A 23,408-nucleotide genomic window follows, 5' to 3' on the forward strand; every position below is an offset into this window, starting at 1 on the left:
GCGGTCATGACTCAGAAAATAGCTGTCGTGACCGGCGGCAGTCGCGGCATTGGCAAGTCCGTCGTGCTGGCTCTGGCCGGCGCGGGTTATCAGGTTGCCTTCAGTTATGTCCGTGACGAGGCGTCAGCCGCTGCCTTGCAGGCACAGGTCGAAGGGCTCGGCCGGGAGTGCCTGGCTGTGCAGTGTGATGTCAAGGATGCGCAGAGCATTCAGGCGTTTTTTGAACGGGTCGAGCAGCGCTTCGAGCGTATCGACTTGTTGGTCAACAACGCCGGTATTACCCGTGACGGTTTGCTCGCCGCGCAATCGTTGAGCGATATCACCGAGGTCATCCAGACCAACCTGGTCGGCACATTGTTGTGCTGTCAGCAGGTGCTGCCCTGCATGATGCGCCAACGCAGCGGGTGCATCGTCAACCTCAGCTCGGTGGCCGCGCAAAAGCCCGGCAAGGGCCAGAGCAACTACGCCGCGGCCAAAGGCGGTGTAGAAGCATTGACGCGCGCACTGGCGGTGGAGTTGGCGCCGCGCAACATCCGGGTCAACGCGGTGGCGCCTGGTATCGTCAGCACCGACATGAGTGAAGCCCTGGTCGGCGCCCATGAGCAGGAAATCCAGTCGCGGCTGTTGATCAAACGGTTCGCCCGGCCTGAAGAAATTGCCGACGCGGTGCTGTATCTGGCTGAGCGCGGCCTGTACGTCACGGGCGAAGTGTTGTCCGTCAACGGCGGATTGAAAATGCTATGAGCCAGGCACGCACGATTGTGATCACCGGCGCGGCCAATGGTATTGGCCGCGCCGTCGCGGAAAGTTTTGCAGCCCAGGCCGAGCACCTTTTGATCTTGCTTGATCGGGATCTGGCAACCTTGCAGAGGTGGGTCACCGAGGGCGAATTTGCCGCTCGCATCGAAACCCATCAAGCGAACATCGCCGATCTCGCCAGCCTGCAACTTCTGTTCAAGGGCCTGGCCAACCGGGTCGGCTTTGTCGATGTGCTGGTCAACAGCGCCGGGGTTTGCGACGAGAACGAGCCCGAAGATCTGGACAACTGGCACAAGGTGATTTCGATCAACCTCAACGGCACTTTTTACGTCACCTCGTTGTGCCTGCCACTGATGGCGGATGGTGGGCGGATCGTCAACATGTCGTCGATCCTCGGCCGAGCGGGTAAGGTTCGCAACACCGCTTACTGCGCCTCCAAACACGGCATCATCGGCATGACCAAGGCCTTGGCGCTGGACCTGGCGCCACGGCGAATCACCGTCAATGCCATCCTGCCCGCCTGGATCGACACACCGATGCTGCAAGGCGAATTGGCGGCTCAGGCGCGCATCGCCGGGATCACCCACGAGCAAATCCTGCGCAATGCCAAGAAGAAGTTGCCCCTGCGGCGCTTCATTCAGGGCGAAGAAGTGGCGGCCATGGTCCGTTATCTGGCGAGCCCGCAGGCGAGTGGTGTTACAGCGCAAAGCCTGATGATCGACGGCGGTGCCGGGTTGGGAATGTAGCCATGGCTCGACTGGGATTGAACCGCGGCCTTTTGGCCGCGCTGGTCAGCCTCGGCTCGCCGGTAGCGATCGCCGAGTGGTTGCCGGAGCATCATGAAGCGGAGATCGGCGTAGCCACGGCCGTGCGTCTGCACGGTGACGACCAGGTCACGCAAAAGGCCGTGTACCTTAAGTTCAGCCTGGAGGATGCCTGGGACAGCGGCTATTACAAGGCCAAGGGCCGAGCCCGGTACGACTTCCGTTATGACGGCAACAACCCCTACAGTGCGCAAGCCCGGGACGATTACCGGGCGACCGCCGATTGGCGGCACCTTTACTGGGGGCTCTACGTCGGTGACGGCGAGCTGACGGTGGGCTGGCAGCAGGTGGTGTGGGGGCGTGCAGATGAATTACGGGTGCTCGATCAGATCAACCCGCTGGACTATCGCGAGGGGGTGATCGGTCTGTTGGAGGACAGCCGCATCGCCGTGCCGATGATTCGCCTGGTGCAGCCGGTCGCCGAGTGGGAGCTGGAAGCGCTGGTGATCACTGATTTCGTGAAAAACCAGGCGCCGGCCGTCGGCAGCGAGTTCGATGCACTGATCTTTGCCACACCCGATCCGCAGATGTTTGTGGTCGATTCGCGGCCCGGTTATGACGGTCACAGTGGCTTCGGTTATGGCGCCAGTGCCAACGGCCGGATCGGCACGGTGGATGTCAGCTTCGTTGCCCTCAACGCCCGCCAGCAGGACCCGGTTTACGCCGTCGAAGGCCAGACCGAAGAGGGCCTGATTCGCCTCGAACGGCAATTCCCGCGCTATTCCATGGGCGGCGCCAGTGTGGCCATCGATGCCGGCCACAGCATCGTGGTACGCAGTGAAGTCGCCTACTTCGACAATTGGCGCGTCACCAATCCTTACCGCGCTTACGGCAGCGACCAGACGGCGATGACCAAGTCGCTGCTGGGCGTCGATTACCTGTTGCGGGACTGGCTGATCTCGACGCAGTGGCAACATCAGCGGCTGCTCGACTGGCAGCCCGGCATGGTCCAGGACAAACGCGACGACCTGTTCACCGTGTCTGCCGAAGGATCGCAGTTCCAGGATCGCCTCAAGACCCGCCTGGTTTTCGGCATGTCGCCGCCAGCGCAGGACGACAGCTTCGTTCAGGGGATCTTCACCTACAAACCGGTGGACTGGCTCAAGTTGGGGCTCGAAGTCGATGTGTTCTTCGGCAAGCCAGACCGCCAGTTCGGTGCTTACGCCAACCGCGATCAGGTGCGCTTGTCCGCCGGTTATCTGTTCTGACCACACCACTGCGGTGTGCGAACCACTCAAACAATGAAAAGGAAATCGCGATGTTGCCCATCTTCAAGACCCTGACTGTAAGCGCACTGTTGCTGAGCGCCGCTGCCGCCATGGCAGCTGAACCACGCACGGCCGACGACATCATTCGCCAGGCCCGGGACCGCGATGACGGCAAGAGCTTCATGTCCCAGGTGTCCCTGATCCTGATCGACAAGCAAGGTAACAGCCGCATCCGCGAGTTCAGCTACCTGCAAAAGGATTACCCGGACAGCGACAAATTCACCATGTATTTCTCCGCGCCGAGTGATGTGCGTGACGTCGCGTTCCACATCGAAAACCCGCGCGAGGCCCTGGGCCTCGAAGACAGCCAATGGATGTATTTGCCCGTCAGCCGACAGACCCGAAGGATTTCCACCACCGACAAACGCGGGGCGTTCATGGGTAGCGACTACTCCTATGCCGACCTCGACAAGATTCGCGCCGAAGACTATCGCCAAACGCTGGTTGGCGAAGAGCAGTTGCAGGGCCGCGATTGCTACGTGATCGAGCGTGTGCCGGCGACGCCTGCCGTGCTGGCCAAGACCGGCTACAACAAGCTCAAGGTCTGGGTTGACAAGAAAAACTCACTGGTGCTGCGCCAGGACTTCTTCGATGTAAAAGGTGTGATGTTCAAGCAGATGCGCACTCTGAAGACTGAAACCATCGACCAGATCGACAGCATTACCTTCAGCGAAACCGAAGACTTCATCGCCGGTACGCGCTCTCAGCTGCGTTTCAACCAGTTGCAGTACAACGTAGCGCTGGACGACCGCCTGTTCACGCAGACCGCGATCAAGCGCGGGCTGAAAGCCGGCGACTTGCCGGAATACGCCGTGTCTGCCCGCTAAGCGCCGCTCTCGATTCATCTGGAACCCTCATTCATGGAAAGATACCTGAACTTCGTCGAGCGCCATGCGCGGGCAATTGTGTTCGTGCTGGTGGCGATCACCGCCTACTTCACCTACACCCTGGGCGCGCTGATGTCGGACACCAATCCGTATCTGCTCAAGGACACTCACCCGGCGCGCAAGACGATCATTGATTTGCAGCGCGAGTTCACCGGCACATATGACTCGGTCATGGTGGCGCTGAGCAACCCCGAGAGTGTCTTCAACACCACGTCGCTGAACGCCCAGTTCGAGTTGTCCCAGGCCATACGCCGGCTGATGCTGGCGAACGATGAGGACCGTGTCGAACTGCAGCGCATCGTTGGCCTCCACAGTGGCGATCCCGATGCCCAGGCCTTGCTGGTGCAGATCCTCGCCGAAGGCTTTTCACAGAACGATTACGCTGCCGCCAAAGCGCTGCGCGACCATGGGATTGCCCGGCACTGGGACAGCCACGACCTGCAGTTCCTGAGCTTTCTTGCCGAGCGGCTCAACCCGATCCAGGAAATGGCCTCGATGGCTGACCTGGAAAACATCAGCTTGAGTGCCGATGGCGAGTTGTGGATCCACAAGACCCTGCACGCCCTGGATATGGACCCGAGCAAGGTCGAAGCGCAGATCATGGGCAACGAGCAGATGGTTGGTGGCGTCGTCTCGGCGGACAAGAAAGTCGCCATGGTCGTCGCCGAACTGGGCACCAAACAGGACGACGCTCAGGCCCAGTTGCGTGCCTATCACCAGGTCCGCGAGATCATTGCGAAGTACCAGGCCGCTCACCCGGAGTTCACCGATGAGGTGTTCATCGCCGGCATGCCGATCTTCATTGCGGCCCAGCAGGAAATCATCGATCACGACCTGGCGATGCTGTTCCCGATCGTGTTCCTGTTGGTGACCTCTCTGCTGGTTTTCTTCTTTCGCAAACCACTTGGCGTGGTGCTGCCGCTGTTCAATATCCTGTTCTGCACCATCTGGACCCTTGGCCTGATGGCGCTGCTGCGTGTGCCGATGGACTTGCTCACCAGTGTCTTGCCGGTGTTCCTGTTCACCATCTGTTGTGCCGATGCGATCCACGTCATGGCCGAGTATTACGAACAGCTCAATTCGGGCAAGTCTTTCCGCGAAGCCAACCGTGAAACCCAGCGCCTGATGGTCACGCCCGTAGTTCTGACAACGGTCACGACTATTGCGACGTTCTTGATTTCCACCACCAACAACATTGTCAGCATCCGCAACTTTGGCGTGTTCATGTCCATTGGCCTGACGGCGGCGCTGATCATCTCGTTGCTACTGATTCCGGCGTGGATTTCGATCTGGGGCAAAGATGCCGTCCCGCGCAAAGTGCAACTCAAAGAGTCGCTGATCTCCCACTACCTGGTGGTGTTCTGTGCCTGGCTGATTCGCTGGCGCAAGCCGGTATTGCTGGTGACCCTGCCGTTGTTGGCGATGATGACGGTGTTCACGTTCAAGGTGGATATCGAAGACTCGGGCATTGCCTACTTCAAGAAGGATAGCCCGGTGCGGATGTCTGACGAGTTCATCAACCGGGCCGGGGTCGCGGGTACGTCGCCGGGCTGGATCGCTTTCGACACCAAGACTCCGCGTGGCGCGCTGACCACTGAAACCGTGCAGTTCCTCGAACGTCTGGACCAGTTCATCAGGGCCCAGCCGAACGTGAGTTACACCTATTCGGTGGCGACCTACATCAAGCGCATGAACCTCGTGCTCAACGACATGAACCCTGCTTTCCTGCGGGTGCCGCAGGCGGTGGAGCAGGTGACGGTGGTCGATGATGACGGGAAACCGGAGACCTTCGAAGTCGATGGCAACTCGCTCATCGAGCAACACATCATGATGTTCGAGAACGGTGGCGGCACCGACTTGCAGAACGTGCTCAATGCCGATTACTCGAAGGCGGTGACGCTGTTCACCATGACCTCCTCTGTGGCGGGCGATTACCAGGCGATGCTCGATAAGCTGGACGCCTGGCTGGCGATCAACAAACCGGCCAACCTGCAAGTCACCCATGCCGGTACGCCGTACATATGGACCGGGGTGTTGCAGGAAATCACCCAGGGTCAGGTGCTGAGCTTCTCGCTGGCGTTGCTGGCCGTGACCTTGATGATGATGTTCTGGCTCAAGTCAGTACGCCTGGGCATCCTCGGCATGCTGACGTTGCTGACCACGTCGGTGACGGTGTACGGCAGCATGTACCTGTTGGATATCGAGTTGAACATCGGTACCACACTGGTGACGTTCCTGGTTGTGGGCGTCGTGGATTACGCCGTTCACCTGCTGTCACGGATCAAGATGCTGGTGCAGAAGGGCATCGAGGTCGACGAGGCCATCCTGGCGGCCATGCAGGGCGTCGGGCGCTCGACGGTGGTCAATGTCGTGATCTTCTCGATGGGCTTTGTCGCGCTGCTGTTCTCCGCCTACAAACCCGTCATTGACCTGGGGGTACTGGTGATACTGGCGCTGTCATCCAGTGGCTTCATGACCATTTTGTTGGTCACGCTGATTTCGCCGTGGTTCTTTGCCTCGATTGTGCCGCAACCAGCAGTGCAAGAGGGCGAGCAGCCGCGGGGTGAGGCTGTGCCAGGCTAAATCGCCGGGGCGCCTGCGTGTTGAAAACGGCACGGGGCGCCATGGCCGTTCAGGGGCGGCGGTGCGGATTCAGCGGGCTTTTTCCAGGTGTTCGAACTGGCATTGCATCTGAGCATCTTTGAGGCTCAGCTCAAACTCTACCAAGCCGTCATGCACTTGCTGCAAGGCCTGGATCTGCCCCATCAATTCCTGTTTTTTGTTATCGATGGCCTGCATGGCCAGATCCCAGGGCAGCTCCTGGCCGCGATGATCCTGCAGAATGGCCTGCATTTCCTTGAGCTTGAAACCGAGTTGCTGAGCGCATTTGATGAAGGTCAGCAGCTCTACGCTTTGCTGGCTGTAGATGCGGTACTTGCCTTCGCGTTGCGGGGGGGGCAAGAGGCCGATTTCTTCGTAATGTCGAATGCTTTTGACGGTGGTGCCCGACAGCTGGGCGGCTTTGCCGATGTACATGAAAATCCCTTTTTGACGCATCAGAAGCGAAAAGATGTCGCGCGCTCGCACAGGCGCGCGACATCTTTGCACAAGCGTCAGGGGGTTGGAAGCCAAGTTGGACAAGGTGTCGCAGCAGGGAGGCTCGGCTGGGCAGCGCAGGGGCACGATACGACCGGGGCCGATCAGCGGCTGGCGACTGCCTGGACTTGTTTGAGCCAGGCTTCACGCTGTTCCGGCTTGGAGCCCAATACCGGACCGAAGGTCAGGGTTTTCAGGGGTTTTATGCCGCAGAACTCCAGGGTGGTCTTGCGCATCTGGTGCAGGCCCGGCATGCGATACACCCACCGGTAGTACCACGGCGGCGTGTCCATGGTCACCAGAAGGTGAGCCGTGCGGCCCTTGAGCAGCTTATCCGGGAAGGGCGAGCCCTTGCGGTACTTGAAGGCAAAACCGGGCAGAAACACGCGGTCGAAAAACCCCTTGAGCAGCGCCGGAATGCCGCCCCACCAGATCGGGTACACCAATGTCAGGTGTTCGGCCCATGTAATGTCGTTCTGTGCGTTGATCAAATCGGGCTCAAGCAACTGGACCTGGTTATAGCCATCGTGCAAGACCGGATCGAAATCCAGGGTGTCCAGGCGCAGCAGGCGCACCTCATGGCCTGCTTGCGTGGCGGCCTCGACATAACGTTCGGATACAGCGCCGCAAAAGCTGTCGTTCGAAGGGTGGCCGAGGATTACGAGCATGCGTTTGCTCTTCATGACGAACTCCAGGTGATGAAGAGCCAAGGGTAAAGTCTGCCCCTTACGGTAGAGTCAAGCGTTGCCGGTTAGCGGTAGAGACAAACAGTTCAGCAGCGCTCGGGTGTAGCCCGGCAAATCGTCGAATGAGTGGGCGCAGGAACGTAATGTGTCAGGATCCCCGAAGAACATTTGGACAGGGCTCTAACGCGGGTTTTTCGGGTGTAAAAAACAGAAATGTACCCCCGAAAATACCCTCGATACCCCCAGCTGCATGCGCGATCGAGAATGGCGATTTCTGACACGGATCGGGATGGTCGTCGGCGGCTTTTAGTGTACGTCAGACCCGACTCACTAGGAGGTTGCCTGGATGATTGGTTGCCTGGGCAGTGCGACAAGGGCCTCGTGGGATTAAGCTGCGTCCGTCCTTCGCGGGCCGCTGTATCTATTCAAATTGGTCGCCCGGGGAAGCCTCATGCCTGCTTTGAACAAGCTGAAGCTGGCTGGACTGTCGGCCGTGTAGCTCGACAGCGCTTTGGTGTGGAGCCTTCGGACCCGTTGTACCGGCTGATCGAAAAATGCGTCGAACTCTATTCTCTGGGACCCGCCCCTTGCATGGGGTGCAAGGGGTCGAGTGTTCGAATCACTCCGTCCCGACCAAAAAACTCCAAAGAATCCAGTCACTTAACGGAGGCTGGATTTCTTATGCCTGATCGATTTTAGCTGGTCAGCAATTTTGCCCCACTTTTTGCCCCACCAAGCTGTCGATTGTATTCCCATGCTGATTCCACATCAGAATCCGGGAGTAGGGTTGCTCAGATCCGTTTAGCTCTATGGATTGACGGTTAGATGCTTGGACAGGTGAATCTTGAATGGCCGTTTTCGACCCAAAGCTGCCCTTGGAGGAGTGCACTCAGCTACCTGGTTTAGTACTTGATGGGCGTTCTTCGATTCTGGGAGTTTACAGGACTTCAATGACCTGGTTGAGAGAGGTTTGCCAAGCAGCCCAGGATCAAAGTGGATCAGGGCTGCTATCCAGGTATCAGGCGACCATCTTAGCCGTTTACGTCGACAATCAGCCGGCCACGGATCTTTCCATCCATCAGGTCAGCAGCTGCTGCAATCGCGCCCCCAAGGGTGATGTCTTTCGTCATCAGCGACAATGCGCCGAGGTCCAACTGGTTCGACAGCCTGTCCCAAGCTTCGACTCGCCGCTCAAAAGGCTGTGTAACGCTGTTGATGCCGAGCAGGCTTACCCCGCGGAGAATAAAAGGCGCAACGGTTGCCGGAAAATCCATCCCTTGGGCCAATCCGCAAGCAGCTACCAAACCATCAGACATTGTGTTCGCGCATGCATTGGCCAGCGTATGGCTGCCGACGGAGTCGATAACTGCCGCCCATTTTTCTTTTGCCAACGGACGTCCCGGGGCTGAAAGCTCGGCCCGATCAATGATGGTCGTTGCCCCCAGGCTTTTCAGATAAGCCTCTTCGCTGGATTTTCCTGTGGCTGCAGTGACGGTATACCCGGCACCGGCCAGAAGGCTGATGGCACAGCTACCGACGCCGCCTGTTGCGCCTGTGACCAGCACTGGCCCATGGGAGGGTTTCAATCCGTGGCGTTCCAGGGCCATCAGGCACAGCATGGCGGTGTATCCAGCAGTGCCGATGGCCATGGTTTGGCGCTCGTTCAGGCGCCTAGGGTGGGGGATCAACCAGTCGCCGTTCAATCTCGCCTTTTGTGCCAGCCCGCCCCAGTGGCTTTCACCCACTCCCCAGCCATTGAGCAATACGCGATCGCCAGGCTGGTATCGCGGATCGTCACTCGCCTCGACCGTGCCCGCGAGGTCGATCCCCGGGACCATTGGGAACTGGCGAACAACCGGCCCTTTGCCGGTGAGTGCGAGCGCATCTTTGTAGTTCAAGGTGCTGTAGGCCACCTTCACCGTCACGTTCCCGGCGGGTAGTTGGTCATTCTGCAGCTCGGTGAGTCGGGCTGAGTGCTTATCTTCCAGCTTTTCGATCAGAATTGCGTTGAACATGGCTTGCCCTAATTTAGACTGGTTGTCTTTAAATTGTCCAAAAGGAATCACCGCGTGATTCCTGCCAGAAAACCTTGGAAAAAAATGTCCATGGGGCGGACATGTTGGGTCAGTCGTGCACGAAGTACGGCACCCTCCCAACCCACCCAGAAGTAGGCTGCGAGGGTTTTGCAATCATGCTCGCAAGACACCTCGCCCAGCTTCACCGCTTCCTCCAGGCATGCAGATAAACGCTGCTCCCAGTCATGAAGTGTCAGTTCCAGCTGTTCGCGGAAGCTGTCGGGTAGCACCATTACCTCTTGGCCAAGGTTGCCGACCAGGCAGCCTCTGCGAAACTGGTACTTGGCCATCCCCCGTTTCGCTTCTTCTACGAAGTTTGACAGCCTTCGCAGCGGCAACACACTCTGGTCGCCAAAGCTGCGATCGAGCTTGCGAGCGAAATAGTCGGCATAGCGCTGAAGTACCGCTTGGCCGAATGCTTCTTTGCTGTCGAAGTAGTGATAGAAAGAGCCCTTGGGCACCTGGACACGTTTGAGCACGGTATCGATGCCGGTGGCGGCAAAGCCCTGTTCGGTGAGGATTTCCATGCCACAGCGCAGCAAGAGTTCGAGCGTTTCGCCATGCTCACGCGCGACTTTGGGCGGCCGGCCTCTTCGAGTGGTAGGTTGGGAGCTATTCATACGTTGTAATTTAGACTGATCGTCTCTAATGTCAACCATTGAGCGATTCGATTCCCGATAAGCCTAGCGTTGGATGGGTCATGAAAAAACGTTTGCCGCCCCTGAACTGGCTTCGAGCATTCGAGGCTTCCGCTCGATTGCTTAATTTCACGCATGCCGCTGAAGAGCTCAGTCTTACGCAAGCGGCAATCAGTCAACAGGTAAAGGCCCTGGAGTCCCAGTTAGGGGTAGCGCTTTTCAAGCGTCTGCCACGCGGGCTTGAGCTCACCGAGGCGGGTAAATCCTACTTTCCAGTAGTGAGAGAGTCGGTTGAGCGCCTTGCCGCATCGACCGATGAGATCTTCGGGCAAGGTCATCGAAGCGCACTCAGCATCCGTAGCAGCTTGGTATTCTTCACGCACTGGATAGCACCCCGATTATCCCGGTTTCGAGTGAAGCATCCAGATGCGAACATTCGAGTCGCGAGTAATATCTGGGTAGATGAAACAGAGTTCGATGCCGATCTCGAAATAAGGTACGGGCAAGGGCGCTGGCCTGGCATGAAGGCCGAGCGGCTGACGTGGGACACTCTGGTGCCCGTTTGTTCACCGGCATTGATTACCGGGGAATGTCCGTTGCAGCGCCCCCTGGATCTTGCGAAGCACCCGTTGCTGCACGTGCTGGGCTACGAAGAAGGGTGGGGCTATTGGCTTCAGAAGAACAACGCAGAGTGCGTTGACTCATCTCAAGGAATGCAGTTCGACACCCTAATTTCGGCATTGGCGATGGCTGAGCTGGGTCAAGGCGTCGCGTTGGCGCGCTCCTCGCTGGTCAAACACTTGTTAGACGAAGGCAGACTCGTCGCGCCCCTGGGCTGTCATGTGCCGACCAAGGAAGCGTTTTACCTGGTTTATTCGGCCCACAGCATGGTCAATCCCGATGCGGCGGCTTTTGCTCAGTGGCTGTGCGAAGAAGCACAGTCTTTCAAGGTGGAGTCCTGCGTGGAAGAGGGTGAACACCCCCCCAGCAATAAGCAAAGCACCATAGCAATAAAAAAAATGGCCCCTTAGGGCCATTTTTTATTGCTTTCGCGTTGCCTTCGAATTTCTGAAAGTAGCAACACATCGCAAGCCCTTGGATGGTGCAGTCGTCCAGGTGACCGGTTAATACGAGGCCTCAATAACAACATAACCGCGCCGGCGAAACTCGTCGGCCCGAGCTACCTAGGGTTATCCTCATGCAGCAAACCAATCAATTGCCTTTGCAAGGCGTCAATGTCATCGATTTTGGACAGTACATCGCAGGCCCTGCAGTAGCGATGATCCTCGCTGATCTTGGGGCGACAGTCGTTCACATCGACCCGCTGGATGGGCCGCTCTGGGACAGCCCGGCAAATGCCACGCTCAATCGCAACAAGCTGTGCATGCGCCTCGATCTGAAGGCCCCAGATGGGCTGCAGCAAGCTCGCGAACTCATCTCCCGTGCCGATATCGTGATCGAAAATTTCCGACCCGGAGTCATGTCCAGGTTGGGTCTTGATTTCGCAGAGCTGCGACGTGCTCGCCCTGAGTTGATCACGTTGTCGATTCCAGGGTTTGCCAGCGATGACGAACTGCGTGCGCAATGGCGTGCTACCGAGTCGGTGATCGCTTCGGCCTCCGGTGTATTCACCGATATGGGTCAAAACCGCGTGCTGATGGGCATCAATCCTAGTTTTTCGCCACTTCCTCTGGCGTCAGCGTACGGCACCATGCTGGCTGTTTCTTCTGTCGTGCTTGCTCTGCAGGCGCGTGAAAAGAATGGCGTTGGCGATCAGATCGAAGTGCCCCTGGCATCAGCGGTGATGGAAGGCCTGTCGTACAACTCGATCAAGATCGATGGGTACCCGCTGCGCTACAAGACCCTGCGTGAGAAGGAGAGCGAGCGTCGTCGGTCAGAGAACCTGCCGATGAATCTGAGCTATCAAGATCTGCAGGAGTTCCTCGACCCGTTCTACCGCACTTATGAATGTGCCGATGGCCGTAAGTTTTATGCAGTTTGCCCATCGCATCGCGCACATGCCAAGCGCTGCCTGCAGGCAATGGGTATCTACGAAGAAATGGTTGCCGCCGGCTTGCCGAAGGTTGATGACCCCTACCTGCCGATTGATCAATGGGACGGCAATGCATCCTTGGGCGTTTATCCGTTGCCTGCCGATTGGGCTGCACGTATCTCGGCCCGGATGAAAGAAGTGTTCCTGACGAAAACTGCTGCCGAGTGGGAAGTCATCTTCGGGGAGGGGGGGGTCCCCGGCGCGCCACACCGATCTACCCAAGAGTGGCTCCATGACGAGCACTCGAATACTGCTGGTTTGATCGTCGAGGTCAATGATCGCGAGTTCGGCGTCATGAAACAGCCAGGCCCAATTGCCTGGTTGGAGGGGTGTTCGGAGCCCATGCTCAAGCCTCTTTCGCGTCGCGATGTTAGCTTCGAGCAAGCGCTGGCAACTCTGTCTGAACGCGCTGCACGTTCCTTGCCGGCTGCTAAGCGCGACAAACCTGCCGGTTGGCTGGAAGGTGTCAAGATTCTCGACCTGACGAACGTGATCGCAGGGCCACACTCGACATCGTTCCTGGGCCGCTTCGGGGCAGACGTCATCAAACTCGACCCTGTTGTGCCCAATTATGATCCGTGGAATACCGTGGTATTCGGCATGTCTTCGGCACGTGGCAAGGAAAGTATTCTGGTCGATCTGAACAAGTCCGAAGGCCGGGACGTTTTCAATCGTCTCGTGAGGGAGGTTGACGTGATCGTCATGAACGCGCCTGATCGCCAACTGGCACCGCTCGGTCTCGATGAAGCAAGTCTGCAGGCGGTGAACCCTGGCGTTATCTTCTGCCAGCTGGACTGCTTCGGAGGCCCACGTCGCGGTCCTCGTACAGATTATCTGGGGTATGACGATCTCATCCAGGCCACCACCGGGATCATGCTTCGCTTTGGTGGCGGCATGGAAACGCCGGAAGAACATGCTCACGTCGGCACGATCGATGTGATGTGCGGGTTTGCTGCCGCGTTGGGCGTGGCAACAGCCCTGTATCGCAAGCATCATTCCGGCGAAGCTTACCGGGCACGCACCTCGCTGGCATCACTGGGTAATCTGGTACAGATCCCGTTCTGCTACGACTACTCAGGTCGAGCGCCATTCAATGAGCCGTCCGGGCGTGACGTGGTTGGCTACAGTGACCTTTCCCGGTTTTACAAGTCGGCGGATGGCTGGATCTACCTGGATGCCTGCGAGGCAGAACTGGACAAATTCGCAGCCATCAAAGAGTTCTCTGGCCTGGCGTCTGCGCATGATCGCGCTGCCTATCTGCAAAATGTCATTGGCCGCATGAGCAGCGCTTTCCTGCAAGAGCGTCTGCAGGCCGCCAACATCGCTGCTGCGGTGCCGGACAACATCGACCAACTGCGCAGCCAGTACAGCCGAACCGCTGATGGCCTGCCAGGTACAGAGAATGGCAGCTATTCCTTCAGCATCTACAGCGACCATCCGAGCGGTCATCGGATTACGCAGCTGGATCCCTACGCCATTCGCCCACGGGTAGCGCGTATTCGAGCGCTGCCACCCGCTGAGAAGTTTGGCGCTTCCACCCGCAAGGTGTTGGCTCGCTACGGCTATACCGATGCGCAGATTCAGTCGCTCCTGGATGCCGGCGCAATCGGCGAATCCTGGAGTGAGGAATATCTGCCGAGCTGAATTCTGAAGGCAGGTCAAGGGGCGGGCCTTTGATACGCCCCCCATGCTTGCCGATTTACCGATCAAGCGAACACGAGCCTAAGGCTGCTCGCGGGCGCGCTCATGCCCAGAAAAAGAGATAGAGCCATGACTTATAACAGCATCCTCCCGCGTATCCTGCAAACCGGTGCCGGTGCCAGCCAGCAAATCCATCAGGTACTGGCGAGCCTCGGCTGCCACAAGCCACTCATCATCACTGACCGAATGATGGTTGAGTTAGGTTATGCCGGTCGTATCAGCGCAGTTCTGGCAGAGCACGCAATAGACGTCGACGTGTTCTCCGACACCGTCCCCGAGCCTACCGTCGCTTCGATTCAAGCCGGCGTCGCGACCGCCAGGGAAGGGGGCTATGACAGCATCATCGCACTGGGTGGCGGAAGCCCGATCGACAGCGCCAAAGCGATTGGCATCCTGGCCAAGTTCGGCGGAGTCATGCGCGATTACAAGTTCCCGCGCAATGTCACCGAAATGGGCTTGCCGATCATTGCCATTCCAACGACTGCCGGCACTGGCTCCGAAGTCACCCGTTTCACCATCATCACCGATGAGTCGACTGACGAAAAAATGCTGTGCGTCGGCGCAGGCTTCATGCCTGTCGCTGCACTGGTCGACTATGAGCTGACGCTCTCGTTGCCGCCTCGCGTAACGGCCGACACCGGTATCGATGCGTTGACTCATGCCATCGAGGCTTATGTCAGCAAAAAAGCGAATCTGTTCAGTGATGCCCAGGCACTGGCAGCCATGCGCCTGATCGGGCCAAACCTGCGCAAGGTCTACCACGACGGGGCAGACCGCGCCGCACGGGAGGCTGTGATGCTGGGGTCTACCCTTGCGGGCCTGGCTTTCTCGGCGGCCTCTGTTGCCCTGGTGCATGGCATGAGCCGCCCAATCGGTGCTGCGTTTCATGTTCCTCATGGCCTGTCGAACGCCATGCTGCTGCCTGAAGTGACGGCCTTTTCCATTCCCGCTGCACAGGACCGGTACGCCGATTGCGCGCGCGCCATGGGCGTTGCCACGCAAAGCGACACGGACCAATCCGCAGTGGAAAAACTGCTGGAAGAGTTGGTCGCGATCAACGATGAGCTGAATGTTCCTACCCCGGCAGAGTTCGGAATCGATCGCGAGAAATTCTTCGAGCTGATGCCAACCATGGCTGCTCAGGCGCTGGCTTCCGGCTCTCCTGGCAATAACCCACGCGTGCCTACAGAGGCCGAGATGGTTCAGCTTTATCGCAGCCTTTGGTAATCGAACACCATCGCCATAGTTGAATAACAAAAAAGTGGAGTTTTACATGAATACTGTCGGTCATCTGATTAACGGCGAAGTCGTCCTCGAGTCCAAGCGCACCCAGGATGTCTTCAATCCCGCCACCGGCCAGGTGGCTCGCCAAGTTGCGTTGGCATCGAGCCAAACCGTTGAGCATGCCATTGCCACTGCTGAAGCTGCTTTCCCGGCTTGGCGCGATACGCCACCTATCAAGCGGGCTCGCATCATGTTCCGCTTCAAAGAGCTCTTGGAGCAGAACGCTGATGCGATCTGCAAACTGATTGGTGAGGAGCATGGGAAAATTTCCCATGATGCTGCAGGCGAACTGCAGCGCGGCATTGAGAACGTCGAATACGCCTGTGGGATCGCCGAGCTGCTTAAAGGCGAACACAGTAAGAACGTCGGCCCGAACATCGATGCCTGGAGCGAGTTCCAGCCGCTGGGTGTGGTGGCAGGGATCACGCCGTTCAACTTCCCCGTGATGGTTCCACTGTGGATGATTCCAGTGGCCATCGCCGCAGGGAACTGCTTCATTCTAAAGCCTTCCGAGCGCGACCCCAGCTCCACGCTGTTCATCGCCCAACTGCTGCAGGAAGCCGGTCTGCCCAAGGGCGTGCTTAACGTAGTGAACGGGGACAAGGAAGCGGTCGACATCCTGCTGCGCGACACGCGCATTCAGGCGGTCAGCTTCGTGGGTTCGACGCCGGTCGCCGAGTATATCTACGCCACCGCCACCGCTCACGGCAAACGCTGCCAGGCACTGGGTGGGGCCAAAAACCACGCCATCGTCATGCCAGACGCCGATATCGACAATGCGGTCAACCAGTTGCTGGGCGCTGCATTCGGCTCGTCCGGTGAGCGTTGTATGGCGCTCTCAGTTGCCGTTGCGGTGGGTGATGCGGCAGCCGATGCCTTGATCGGCAAAATGAAAGAAGCCATGAAAAACTTGAAGGTGGGCGCTTACACCGATAGCAAGAACGACTTCGGCCCAGTGATCACCAGGCAGCATCAGCAAAAAGTGGTTGGCTACATCAACAGTGCTGAACAGCAGGGTGCAACCGTGGTTGTCGATGGGCGTGAGCCAAACGTTGCTGGCTACGAGGAAGGATTCTTCGTCGGTGGTACGCTGATCGATCGCGTTACCCCAGACATGCAGAGCTACAAGGAAGAGATCTTTGGACCGGTGCTGCAGGTCGTGCGAGTCAACAGCATGCAGGAAGCAATGGCGCTTATCGACAAGCACGAGTACGGCAATGGTACGTGCATCTTCACCCGAGACGGCGAGGCTGCTCGCTACTTCTCCGACAATATCAAGGTGGGCATGGTTGGCATCAACGTGCCGCTGCCAGTGCCCGTCGCGTACCACAGCTTCGGCGGTTGGAAGCGCTCGCTGTTCGGTGATTTGCATGCCTACGGGCCCGATGGCGTCCGTTTCTACACCCGCCGCAAGACAGTCACCCAGCGTTGGCCGTCGTCAGGCGTTCGGGAGGGCGTAGAGTTCTCCATGCCGACCATGAAGTAACGTTTTGCTGTTGAGCGGGTGAGTATGGCTCACCCGTTCCAAGTGTGTTGATTTGCCAGATTACCGTTGACCGAACAATAACAATGGAACGGTTGTAATGTACGATTCAAACGCGAAGCGCCCGGACACTGCCACTAAAATTGACCTGCCGTTAGTTTTGTTCAGTATGTTGGTTATCGGCTTCAGTGTCGGGGGGCTGATGATGTTCCCTCAGCAATCCATGGAGCTGTCCACTCTTGCATTCGACAGCACCACTCGGCTTTTTGGCTCGACCGTACAAATTGTCGGGTTCTTTTGTGTGGGCATGATTTTTTGGCTGGCCTGCAGCAAATACGGAAACATCCGCTTGGGGGAAGGCAAACCCAAGTATGGAAACGTCAGTTGGGTGTTCATGTTCATTTGTGCCGGCCTGGGGTCGGCAACCATGTACTGGGCATTCATGGAATGGGCGTATTATTACGTCAGTCCAGGATTGGATATTGCGCCGCGCAGTAAAGATGCACTGGAGTACAGCATCGCGTACTCATTCTTTCATTGGGGCATCACCCCTTGGGCCATCTACGGAATAGCGTCCCTGGCGATGGCGTACCATTTCCATGTCCGCAAAAATCCGGGGCTGAGCCTTTCAGCAGCGGTAGAGGCCATCACGGGGCTGCGTGCCACCAGTCTCCTGGGGCGGAGCATGGACATCATCTTCCTGCTGGCGACATTTGGTGGATTGGTGCTGACCATCACGCTGTCCTCGTCCACTGTCGCCAAAGGTTTATCGATGTTGTTTGGCTTCACCGATGGATATGCCTTGAAGGCCTCGCTGGTCATCATGGTGACCCTGGTATTTTCGATAAGTTCCTGGGTGGGCATCGGCGGTGGCATGCAGCGACTGGCGCATGCCGCGTGTGGTTTGACAATGGCCTTTGCCGTGGTTGTGCTGGTGTTGGGGCCCACGGGGTTCACCCTCAACAATATCGCCAATGGCGCGGGCCTGATGCTGCATAACTTCATCCACATGAGCTTGGCAACTGACCCGGCAGGGACGGGAGACTTCGCACGTGGATGGACGGTCTTTTACTGGTTGTACTGGATCACTTACACACCTGGCGTCGCCCTGTTCGTGACGCGAGTATCACAGGGGCGAAAAATAAAAGAAGTGGTTTTTGCAATGGTGCTGGGAGGATGTGGCGGCTGCTGGTTGTTCTTCGGCAGCTTGCAGAGTTTTGCCATCCACCAGTTCATTACAGGCGCCATCGACTCGCCTGCTTTGCTTGACAGCATGGGCGGTGAGACCGTTGTCTCCATGCTGTTGGCAAGTCTCCCCCTCGGCAAAGCCCTGGCCGCAATCTACTTCTTTCTGATGATGGTCTTCCTGGCGTCACACCTGGATGCTGTGGCGTTTTCCGTGGCGGCCACCAGCACACGAAATTTGCATGAAGGTGATGACCCCTCTCCAGGCCTTCGTCTGTTTTGGTGCCTTATGCTGGCTGCGATTCCGTTGGCAATGTTGTATATCGACGCCCCGTTACATGCACTGAAAACAGTGGTAACCCTGGCGGCCATTCCATTTGTCATGATTTTGATTATCAAAGTGTACGGGTTGTTGAAGTGGATGCGTGAAGATTACGGAGATGTACCGGCTCATCTCATTGAACTGAATCCTGACTACCGCTCCGTGCTGGATCCTCACCAAGCTCTGGCGGTTGAAGATAAGAAATCTGAGGTTGCTTGACATTATCTAGGTTCCCTCTGGCGGGACGTGCATAACGCTGCATGGCCCGCTTTTTTTGCGAGCTGGCATAAAAATTTTAGGGGCTTTCCCCCTTTTTTTATTGCTTTCGAAGGTAGGTTTTTTTTTGGAAAGTAAGTGGGCGGAAGTGCAAGTTTCGTCGCAAGCAAAACTCCATCACATAGAATAATAGGGGTCACTGTCATGAAAAAAACAGCAGCGCTGTTGCTGGTAGGTGCCGTGTGCACGCAAGCTTGGGCTGAGCAGAAAATCACCGTGGTCTCCTACGGCGGTAGTCTGGCGGAGGCACAAGTCAAATCGGCCCACATCCCCTACACCAAGGCCACAGGCATCAAGGTGACCTCAGAGGATTACTCTGGCGGTATCGCGCCCATCAAGACACAGGTCGATGGCAAAAAGGTCAGCTGGGATGTAGTCGACGCCGAGTTGCTCAATGTATACCGCGCCTGCAGTACCGGATTGCTCGAAAAAATCGATCCCAAGACCCTCAGTCCGGCGCCGGACGGAACCCCGGCCGAAAAAGACTTCATTCCGGGGGCATTGAGCGAATGTGGGGTGGCCAGCTATGTCTGGTCAACCGTGGTCGCTTACAACACCCAAGCCTTTTCCGGCGCACAGCCAGCCAGCTTGAAGGATTTCTTCGATCTAAAGCGTTTTCCCGGCAAGCGCTCCTTGCGCAAGGCTCCCCAGGTGAACTTGGAGTGGGCGCTGATGGCCGATGGTGTGCCTCGCGACCAGGTCTATCCCATGCTTGAGACAGAAGAGGGCTTGGAGCGGGCGTTCCGCAAACTCGACACCATCAAGGATCAAGTCATTTGGTGGGAAGCTGGTGCGCAACCCCCACAACTGCTTGCCGATGGTCAAGTCAGCATGACGTCTGCATATAGCGGTCGAATAGTTATTGCCGCTCGTAAAGAGCATCAACCGTTCAAGATTGTTTGGGACGGTCAGGTCTACGACATGGAAGCCTGGGTCCTGCCGGCGGGCAACCAGAACAAAGCACAAGCGTTGGACTTTTTGAAGTTCGCGACGCAAAGTTCGGTGTTAGCCGATCAGTCGAATTACATTCCCTATGGACCTACCCGTTACTCAGCGCAGAAGATGGTCAGCGCTGACGTCCAGGCCGACCTTCCGACCAACCCAGAAAACTTTGCCACTGCGTTGCAAGTCGACTCGCAATGGTGGGGTGACCACGCTGACGAGCTTAACGAAAGATTCAATGTCTGGTTAGTGAAGTAATCAAGACGGCTGATGCCGGTTCTCCAGAAATGTGCGCGCACGAAAACAATAATAGGTGCTCTGATGGATTCTCAATCGTTTGTTAGTTTTCGCAATGTTCAGAAGAGTTATGACGGCGAATCACTGGTCGTCAAGAACTTCAATTTGGAGATCGAAGCAGGTGAGTTTGTCACAATGCTCGGTCCTTCTGGTTCTGGAAAGACCACCTGCCTGATGATGCTAGCCGGTTTCGAGACCGTGACGAATGGCCAGATACTCATCGACAGCAAGCCGGTCAACGATATTTCTCCCCAAAAACGCGGTATTGGCATGGTGTTTCAAAACTATGCACTCTTCCCACATTTGACCATCGCAGAGAATCTGGCGTTTCCTCTGAAAGTCCGCAAACTTTCGAAAAGCGAAGTCAACGAGCGCGTCAACAAGGCGCTCGATATGGTGGCACTGAGTAAACTGGGTAACCGCATGCCGGCACAATTGTCCGGTGGCCAGAAACAACGCGTCGCCTTGGCTAGGGCACTGATCTTTGAGCCGCGTCTGGTACTGATGGATGAGCCCCTCGGTGCACTGGATAAACAGTTGCGAGAGCAGATGCAGTACGAAATAAAACGTCTCTCTCGGCAATTGGGTATTACGGTCGTCTATGTAACACATGACCAAAGTGAGGCGCTCACCATGTCTGACCGCATCGCTGTGTTCAATGATGGGATCGTGCAGCAACTCGCGTCCCCTGCGGATCTTTACGAAAAGCCAGAGACCGCATTTGTGGCGAGTTTCATTGGTGAAAACAATCGTCTGCAGGGGCAGGTTGTTGCTATTCAAGATGCCACTTGCAGCGTTCGCGTCGGGGGGGAAACGGTAAAGGCGCTGGCCGTCAATGTCGCGGGCGTAGACTCAGCTGCAACACTCTCGATTCGTCCAGAGCGGGTGTTGATCAACCCGGCGCAATGGGAGTGCGAGAACCGCTTACCTGCGCGCGTTCTCGAAGTGGTTTACCACGGCGACCACCTGCGGGCGCGCCTGGAGTTGGCTGGGCAGCAGGAGTTCATCGTGAAAGTTGCCAATGCCGCGGGGAGCGGGTGCCCTAGGTTGAGCGAGCACATACACGTCGGCTGGTCTCACCAAGACTGCAGAGCCTTGGATGCCTGACGGTCAAGTACGCCCTTGTGCAAATTCCGGAGCTTTCCATGAGCAGCTTATATACCGTCACTCCGCCAATTGAAGAAAGCAGCGGCCCTGGCGAGCAGGCGAACCTGAAGGTTCGCCTGCAGAGGGCTGAACGCAGTAACAAAATGCGTTCACTGCTACTCGTCATGCCATTATTGGCTTTTATCCTTGTGTTCTTCCTGTTGCCCATTGGGGATATCCTCGTGCGCAGTGTGCAGAACCCGGCTTTATCCTCTTACATGCCGCAAACGGCCGCCTATCTAAAAGCCTGGGACAATCAAGGCCTGCCAGATGAACAGGTTTTTGCGGCGCTCGGCACCGAGATGCTAAGTCTGGCTGCTCAGCAGGAGCTGGACCGAGTCGGCTCGGACCTCAACCGGGTTCAAAGTGGCTTGAAAAGCCTGTTCAGCAAGACCGCTAGGGTACTGAGCAAATCGCAGCCGGTAGCGGGGCGATACAAGGATGCCTTTATTAGTATTGATGGCCGCTGGGCGAAATTGGAAACCTGGGCACAACTCAAAAGCATGGCGCCGGCCTATTCAGATATACATTATCTGGCGGCACTGGATCTGCAGTACGATGAGCACGGTAAAATTGTCCGTCAATCCGAAAGTCGTCGGATCTATGTGGATGTACTGATCAAGACGTTCACGATGACGTTTGGAATAACCTTGCTGTGCATGGTGCTGGGGTACCCCTTGGCGTACATGTTGGCCACACTGCCAGCCAAAGTGAGCAACGTGCTCATGATTCTTGTATTGTTGCCTTTCTGGACATCGTTGTTAGTGCGGACTACGTCCTGGATGGTGATTCTACAGTCTAATGGAGTGCTCAACAGTGCATTGATAAAGTTGGGCCTTATTGTCCAGCCACTGGACGTCATGTTCAATATGTGGGGCACGGTGATTGCCATGACGCACATCCTACTTCCGTTTATGGTCCTGCCAATGTACAGCGTCATGCGGAGCATCGACACCACATATATTCGAGCAGCCCATTCAATGGGAGCAAGCCCGCTTCGCACCTTCCTGAAAATTTATTTCCCGCTTTCGTTGCCTGGCCTTAGCGCGGGAGGGATTTTGGTGTTTATCCTCGCCATTGGTTATTACATCACGCCCGCACTGGTAGGGGGGCGAACCGGCCAGGTGATCAGCAACTTTATTGCCTATCACATGCAAACTTCCCTCAATTGGGGGCTGGCGGCGGCTATTGGCAGCATCCTGTTGGTGGTGGTGCTGTTCTTGTACTGGCTATACGACCGAGTGGTCGGCATCAGCAATATGAAGCTGGGGTGAACGATATGAGTCTTCCAACTTACACGGGTTTACTGGGAAAAAGCTGGTACTACAGCATGCGTACCGTCGGTGTTGTGGTGCTCTTGTATCTGGTGTTACCAGTACTAGTAATCATACCGCTCTCATTCAACGCGGAGCCATACTTCAGCTTTACCAGTGGCATGTTGCAGCTTGACCCTGCCGCTTTTTCTACCCGTTGGTATCAGGAACTATTCAATGACCCTATGTGGACGCTGTCTTTTCGTAATAGTTTGTTGATTGCGTTCAGCTCCACGGTTATAGCGACCGTTTTGGGGACGGTAGCTGCATTAGGGTTGAGCCGTGCAAACCTGCCTTTCAAGGGCTTACTCATGGGCACACTAATATCGCCAATGATTGTCCCCGTGATCATTTCATCGGCCGGTATGTATTTCTTCTATAGCAAATTAGGTATTGCCCAGAGTCATCTTGGGGTCATCATCGCCCACGCAGTATTAGGCACGCCCTTCGTCATCATTACGGTCACTGCGACCCTGACCGGATTTGATCATTCCTTGACACGTGCTGCGTCAAGCCTTGGTGCGTCTGCCCCTTATACGTTCATGCGAGTGAGTTTTCCGATCATTCGCCCAGGGATAATTTCGGGCGCGCTGTTTGCCATGGTCACCTCTTTTGATGAGGCCGTTATCGTTCAGTTTCTCGGCGGAGTAGAGCAACGCACAGTTCCACGGCAGATGTGGTCTGGCATGCGTGAGCAGATAAGTCCAACGATTCTTGCTGCTGCGACTCTGCTGATCCTCGGCTCCATCATTATGCTGGTGGCAATTGAAGTATTGCGCAGGCGCTCGCTGAGAATGCGTGGAGTACGAGAGTGAGTTGATGTTCATGGTGTTCAGGCGATTGTTCTCCTCGTGCGCTGTGGTGGTGGCACTGACAGAACTGTGGAGCCGTACGGGCGTCGGTAGGGCATGGGTACTGCAAACTCAGTGTGCAGCGCCCGCGGGAATAGCTGGCGTGAAAGCGGCTTACTCTCTCGTTCTAGGACCGCTCAGCGTTAGCGGTCCGTAACTGTGGCTTCCATTTCCGGCGCAGTGGGATCATAAAGTCCTATTGGTGCAGAGAGTGCCTACGAGAGCTTGCGGTAGTCTCTGCTCAGCGTCACGGCGGAACTCAGAAGAGGAGAGACAAGTCCGAACTAGACAGTGCTAGCCCAAGCCTTTTACTTGATCAAGG

Annotated in this window: 18 protein-coding genes; 14 read left to right on the forward strand and 4 right to left on the reverse strand. The window is 56.8% G+C overall.

The window, feature by feature from the left end; genetic code table 11:
* The first annotated feature begins 6 nt into the window (after positions 1–6).
* From CAG34_RS04560 to CAG34_RS04580, 5 genes are read left to right on the forward strand one after another with little or no spacing between them, the layout of a single operon-like run.
* Positions 7–744, forward strand: coding sequence for a 3-oxoacyl-ACP reductase family protein (locus CAG34_RS04560; protein ID WP_085588309.1), 738 nt, complete (start codon positions 7–9; stop codon positions 742–744).
* Positions 741–1,505, forward strand: coding sequence for an SDR family NAD(P)-dependent oxidoreductase (locus CAG34_RS04565; protein WP_085588311.1), 765 nt, complete (start codon positions 741–743; stop codon positions 1,503–1,505). Before CAG34_RS04560 ends, CAG34_RS04565 begins: the two co-directional genes overlap by 4 nt.
* 2 nt (positions 1,506–1,507) lie before the next feature.
* Entirely contained in the window at positions 1,508–2,791 is a 1,284-nt protein-coding gene (locus CAG34_RS04570) for a DUF1302 family protein (protein WP_085588313.1), read from the forward strand.
* A 50-nt stretch (positions 2,792–2,841) separates the two neighbouring features.
* Positions 2,842–3,678, forward strand: a complete 837-nt coding sequence (locus CAG34_RS04575; protein WP_085588315.1) for an outer membrane lipoprotein-sorting protein — start codon at positions 2,842–2,844, stop codon at positions 3,676–3,678.
* A 33-nt stretch (positions 3,679–3,711) separates the two neighbouring features.
* Positions 3,712–6,321, forward strand: a complete 2,610-nt coding sequence (locus tag CAG34_RS04580; protein WP_085588317.1) for an RND family transporter — start codon at positions 3,712–3,714, stop codon at positions 6,319–6,321.
* Between the two features lie 69 nt (positions 6,322–6,390).
* Here CAG34_RS04580 and CAG34_RS04585 read toward each other — a convergent pair whose 3' ends face one another.
* From CAG34_RS04585 to CAG34_RS04600, 4 genes are all read right to left on the reverse strand, one after another.
* Positions 6,391–6,774, reverse strand: a complete 384-nt coding sequence (locus tag CAG34_RS04585) for a MerR family transcriptional regulator (RefSeq protein ID WP_003253954.1) — start codon at positions 6,772–6,774, stop codon at positions 6,391–6,393.
* A 164-nt stretch (positions 6,775–6,938) separates the two neighbouring features.
* Positions 6,939–7,517 carry an NAD(P)H-dependent oxidoreductase gene (locus tag CAG34_RS04590; protein ID WP_025339443.1) on the reverse strand — a complete coding sequence of 193 codons (579 nt, stop codon included), beginning with the start codon at positions 7,515–7,517 and terminating at the stop codon, positions 6,939–6,941.
* 1,034 nt (positions 7,518–8,551) lie between these two features.
* Positions 8,552–9,535, reverse strand: a complete 984-nt coding sequence (locus CAG34_RS04595; RefSeq protein WP_085588374.1) for an MDR family oxidoreductase — start codon at positions 9,533–9,535, stop codon at positions 8,552–8,554.
* A gap of 47 nt (positions 9,536–9,582) precedes the next feature.
* Positions 9,583–10,122 (reverse strand): TetR/AcrR family transcriptional regulator, encoded by a 540-nt coding sequence (locus tag CAG34_RS04600; protein ID WP_085588319.1) that lies wholly within the window; start codon positions 10,120–10,122, stop codon positions 9,583–9,585.
* A 173-nt stretch (positions 10,123–10,295) separates the two neighbouring features.
* Here CAG34_RS04600 and gcvA point away from each other — a divergent pair, with 173 nt between their 5' ends.
* The 9 genes from gcvA to CAG34_RS04645 all read left to right on the forward strand — a co-directional run bounded on the left by gcvA (position 10,296) and on the right by CAG34_RS04645 (position 23,050).
* On the forward strand, positions 10,296–11,264 hold the full coding sequence (gene gcvA, locus CAG34_RS04605; RefSeq protein ID WP_085588321.1) for a transcriptional regulator GcvA: 969 nt from the start codon (positions 10,296–10,298) through the stop codon (positions 11,262–11,264).
* 167 nt (positions 11,265–11,431) lie between these two features.
* Entirely contained in the window at positions 11,432–13,930 is a 2,499-nt protein-coding gene (locus CAG34_RS04610) for a CoA transferase (RefSeq protein ID WP_085588323.1), read from the forward strand.
* A 126-nt stretch (positions 13,931–14,056) separates the two neighbouring features.
* Positions 14,057–15,214 (forward strand): iron-containing alcohol dehydrogenase, encoded by a 1,158-nt coding sequence (locus tag CAG34_RS04615; RefSeq protein ID WP_085588325.1) that lies wholly within the window; start codon positions 14,057–14,059, stop codon positions 15,212–15,214.
* Between the two features lie 46 nt (positions 15,215–15,260).
* Positions 15,261–16,757, forward strand: a complete 1,497-nt coding sequence (locus CAG34_RS04620; RefSeq protein ID WP_085588327.1) for a CoA-acylating methylmalonate-semialdehyde dehydrogenase — start codon at positions 15,261–15,263, stop codon at positions 16,755–16,757.
* A gap of 97 nt (positions 16,758–16,854) precedes the next feature.
* A complete protein-coding gene (locus CAG34_RS04625; protein ID WP_085588328.1) occupies positions 16,855–18,480 on the forward strand; it encodes a BCCT family transporter in 1,626 nt (541 codons plus the stop codon).
* Positions 18,481–18,681: 201 nt separating this feature from the next.
* Positions 18,682–19,737 carry an ABC transporter substrate-binding protein gene (locus tag CAG34_RS04630; RefSeq protein ID WP_085588330.1) on the forward strand — a complete coding sequence of 352 codons (1,056 nt, stop codon included), beginning with the start codon at positions 18,682–18,684 and terminating at the stop codon, positions 19,735–19,737.
* A gap of 63 nt (positions 19,738–19,800) precedes the next feature.
* Positions 19,801–20,883, forward strand: coding sequence for an ABC transporter ATP-binding protein (locus tag CAG34_RS04635; RefSeq protein WP_085588376.1), 1,083 nt, complete (start codon positions 19,801–19,803; stop codon positions 20,881–20,883).
* Positions 20,884–20,921: 38 nt separating this feature from the next.
* A complete protein-coding gene (locus CAG34_RS04640) occupies positions 20,922–22,196 on the forward strand; it encodes an ABC transporter permease (protein ID WP_085588332.1) in 1,275 nt (424 codons plus the stop codon).
* Between the two features lie 5 nt (positions 22,197–22,201).
* Positions 22,202–23,050, forward strand: a complete 849-nt coding sequence (locus CAG34_RS04645; RefSeq protein ID WP_085588378.1) for an ABC transporter permease — start codon at positions 22,202–22,204, stop codon at positions 23,048–23,050.
* The last annotated feature ends 358 nt before the right edge of the window (positions 23,051–23,408 follow it).

The organism is Pseudomonas sp. B14(2017) (genome assembly GCF_002113255.1).
Classification (GTDB): domain Bacteria; phylum Pseudomonadota; class Gammaproteobacteria; order Pseudomonadales; family Pseudomonadaceae; genus Aquipseudomonas; species Aquipseudomonas putida_Z.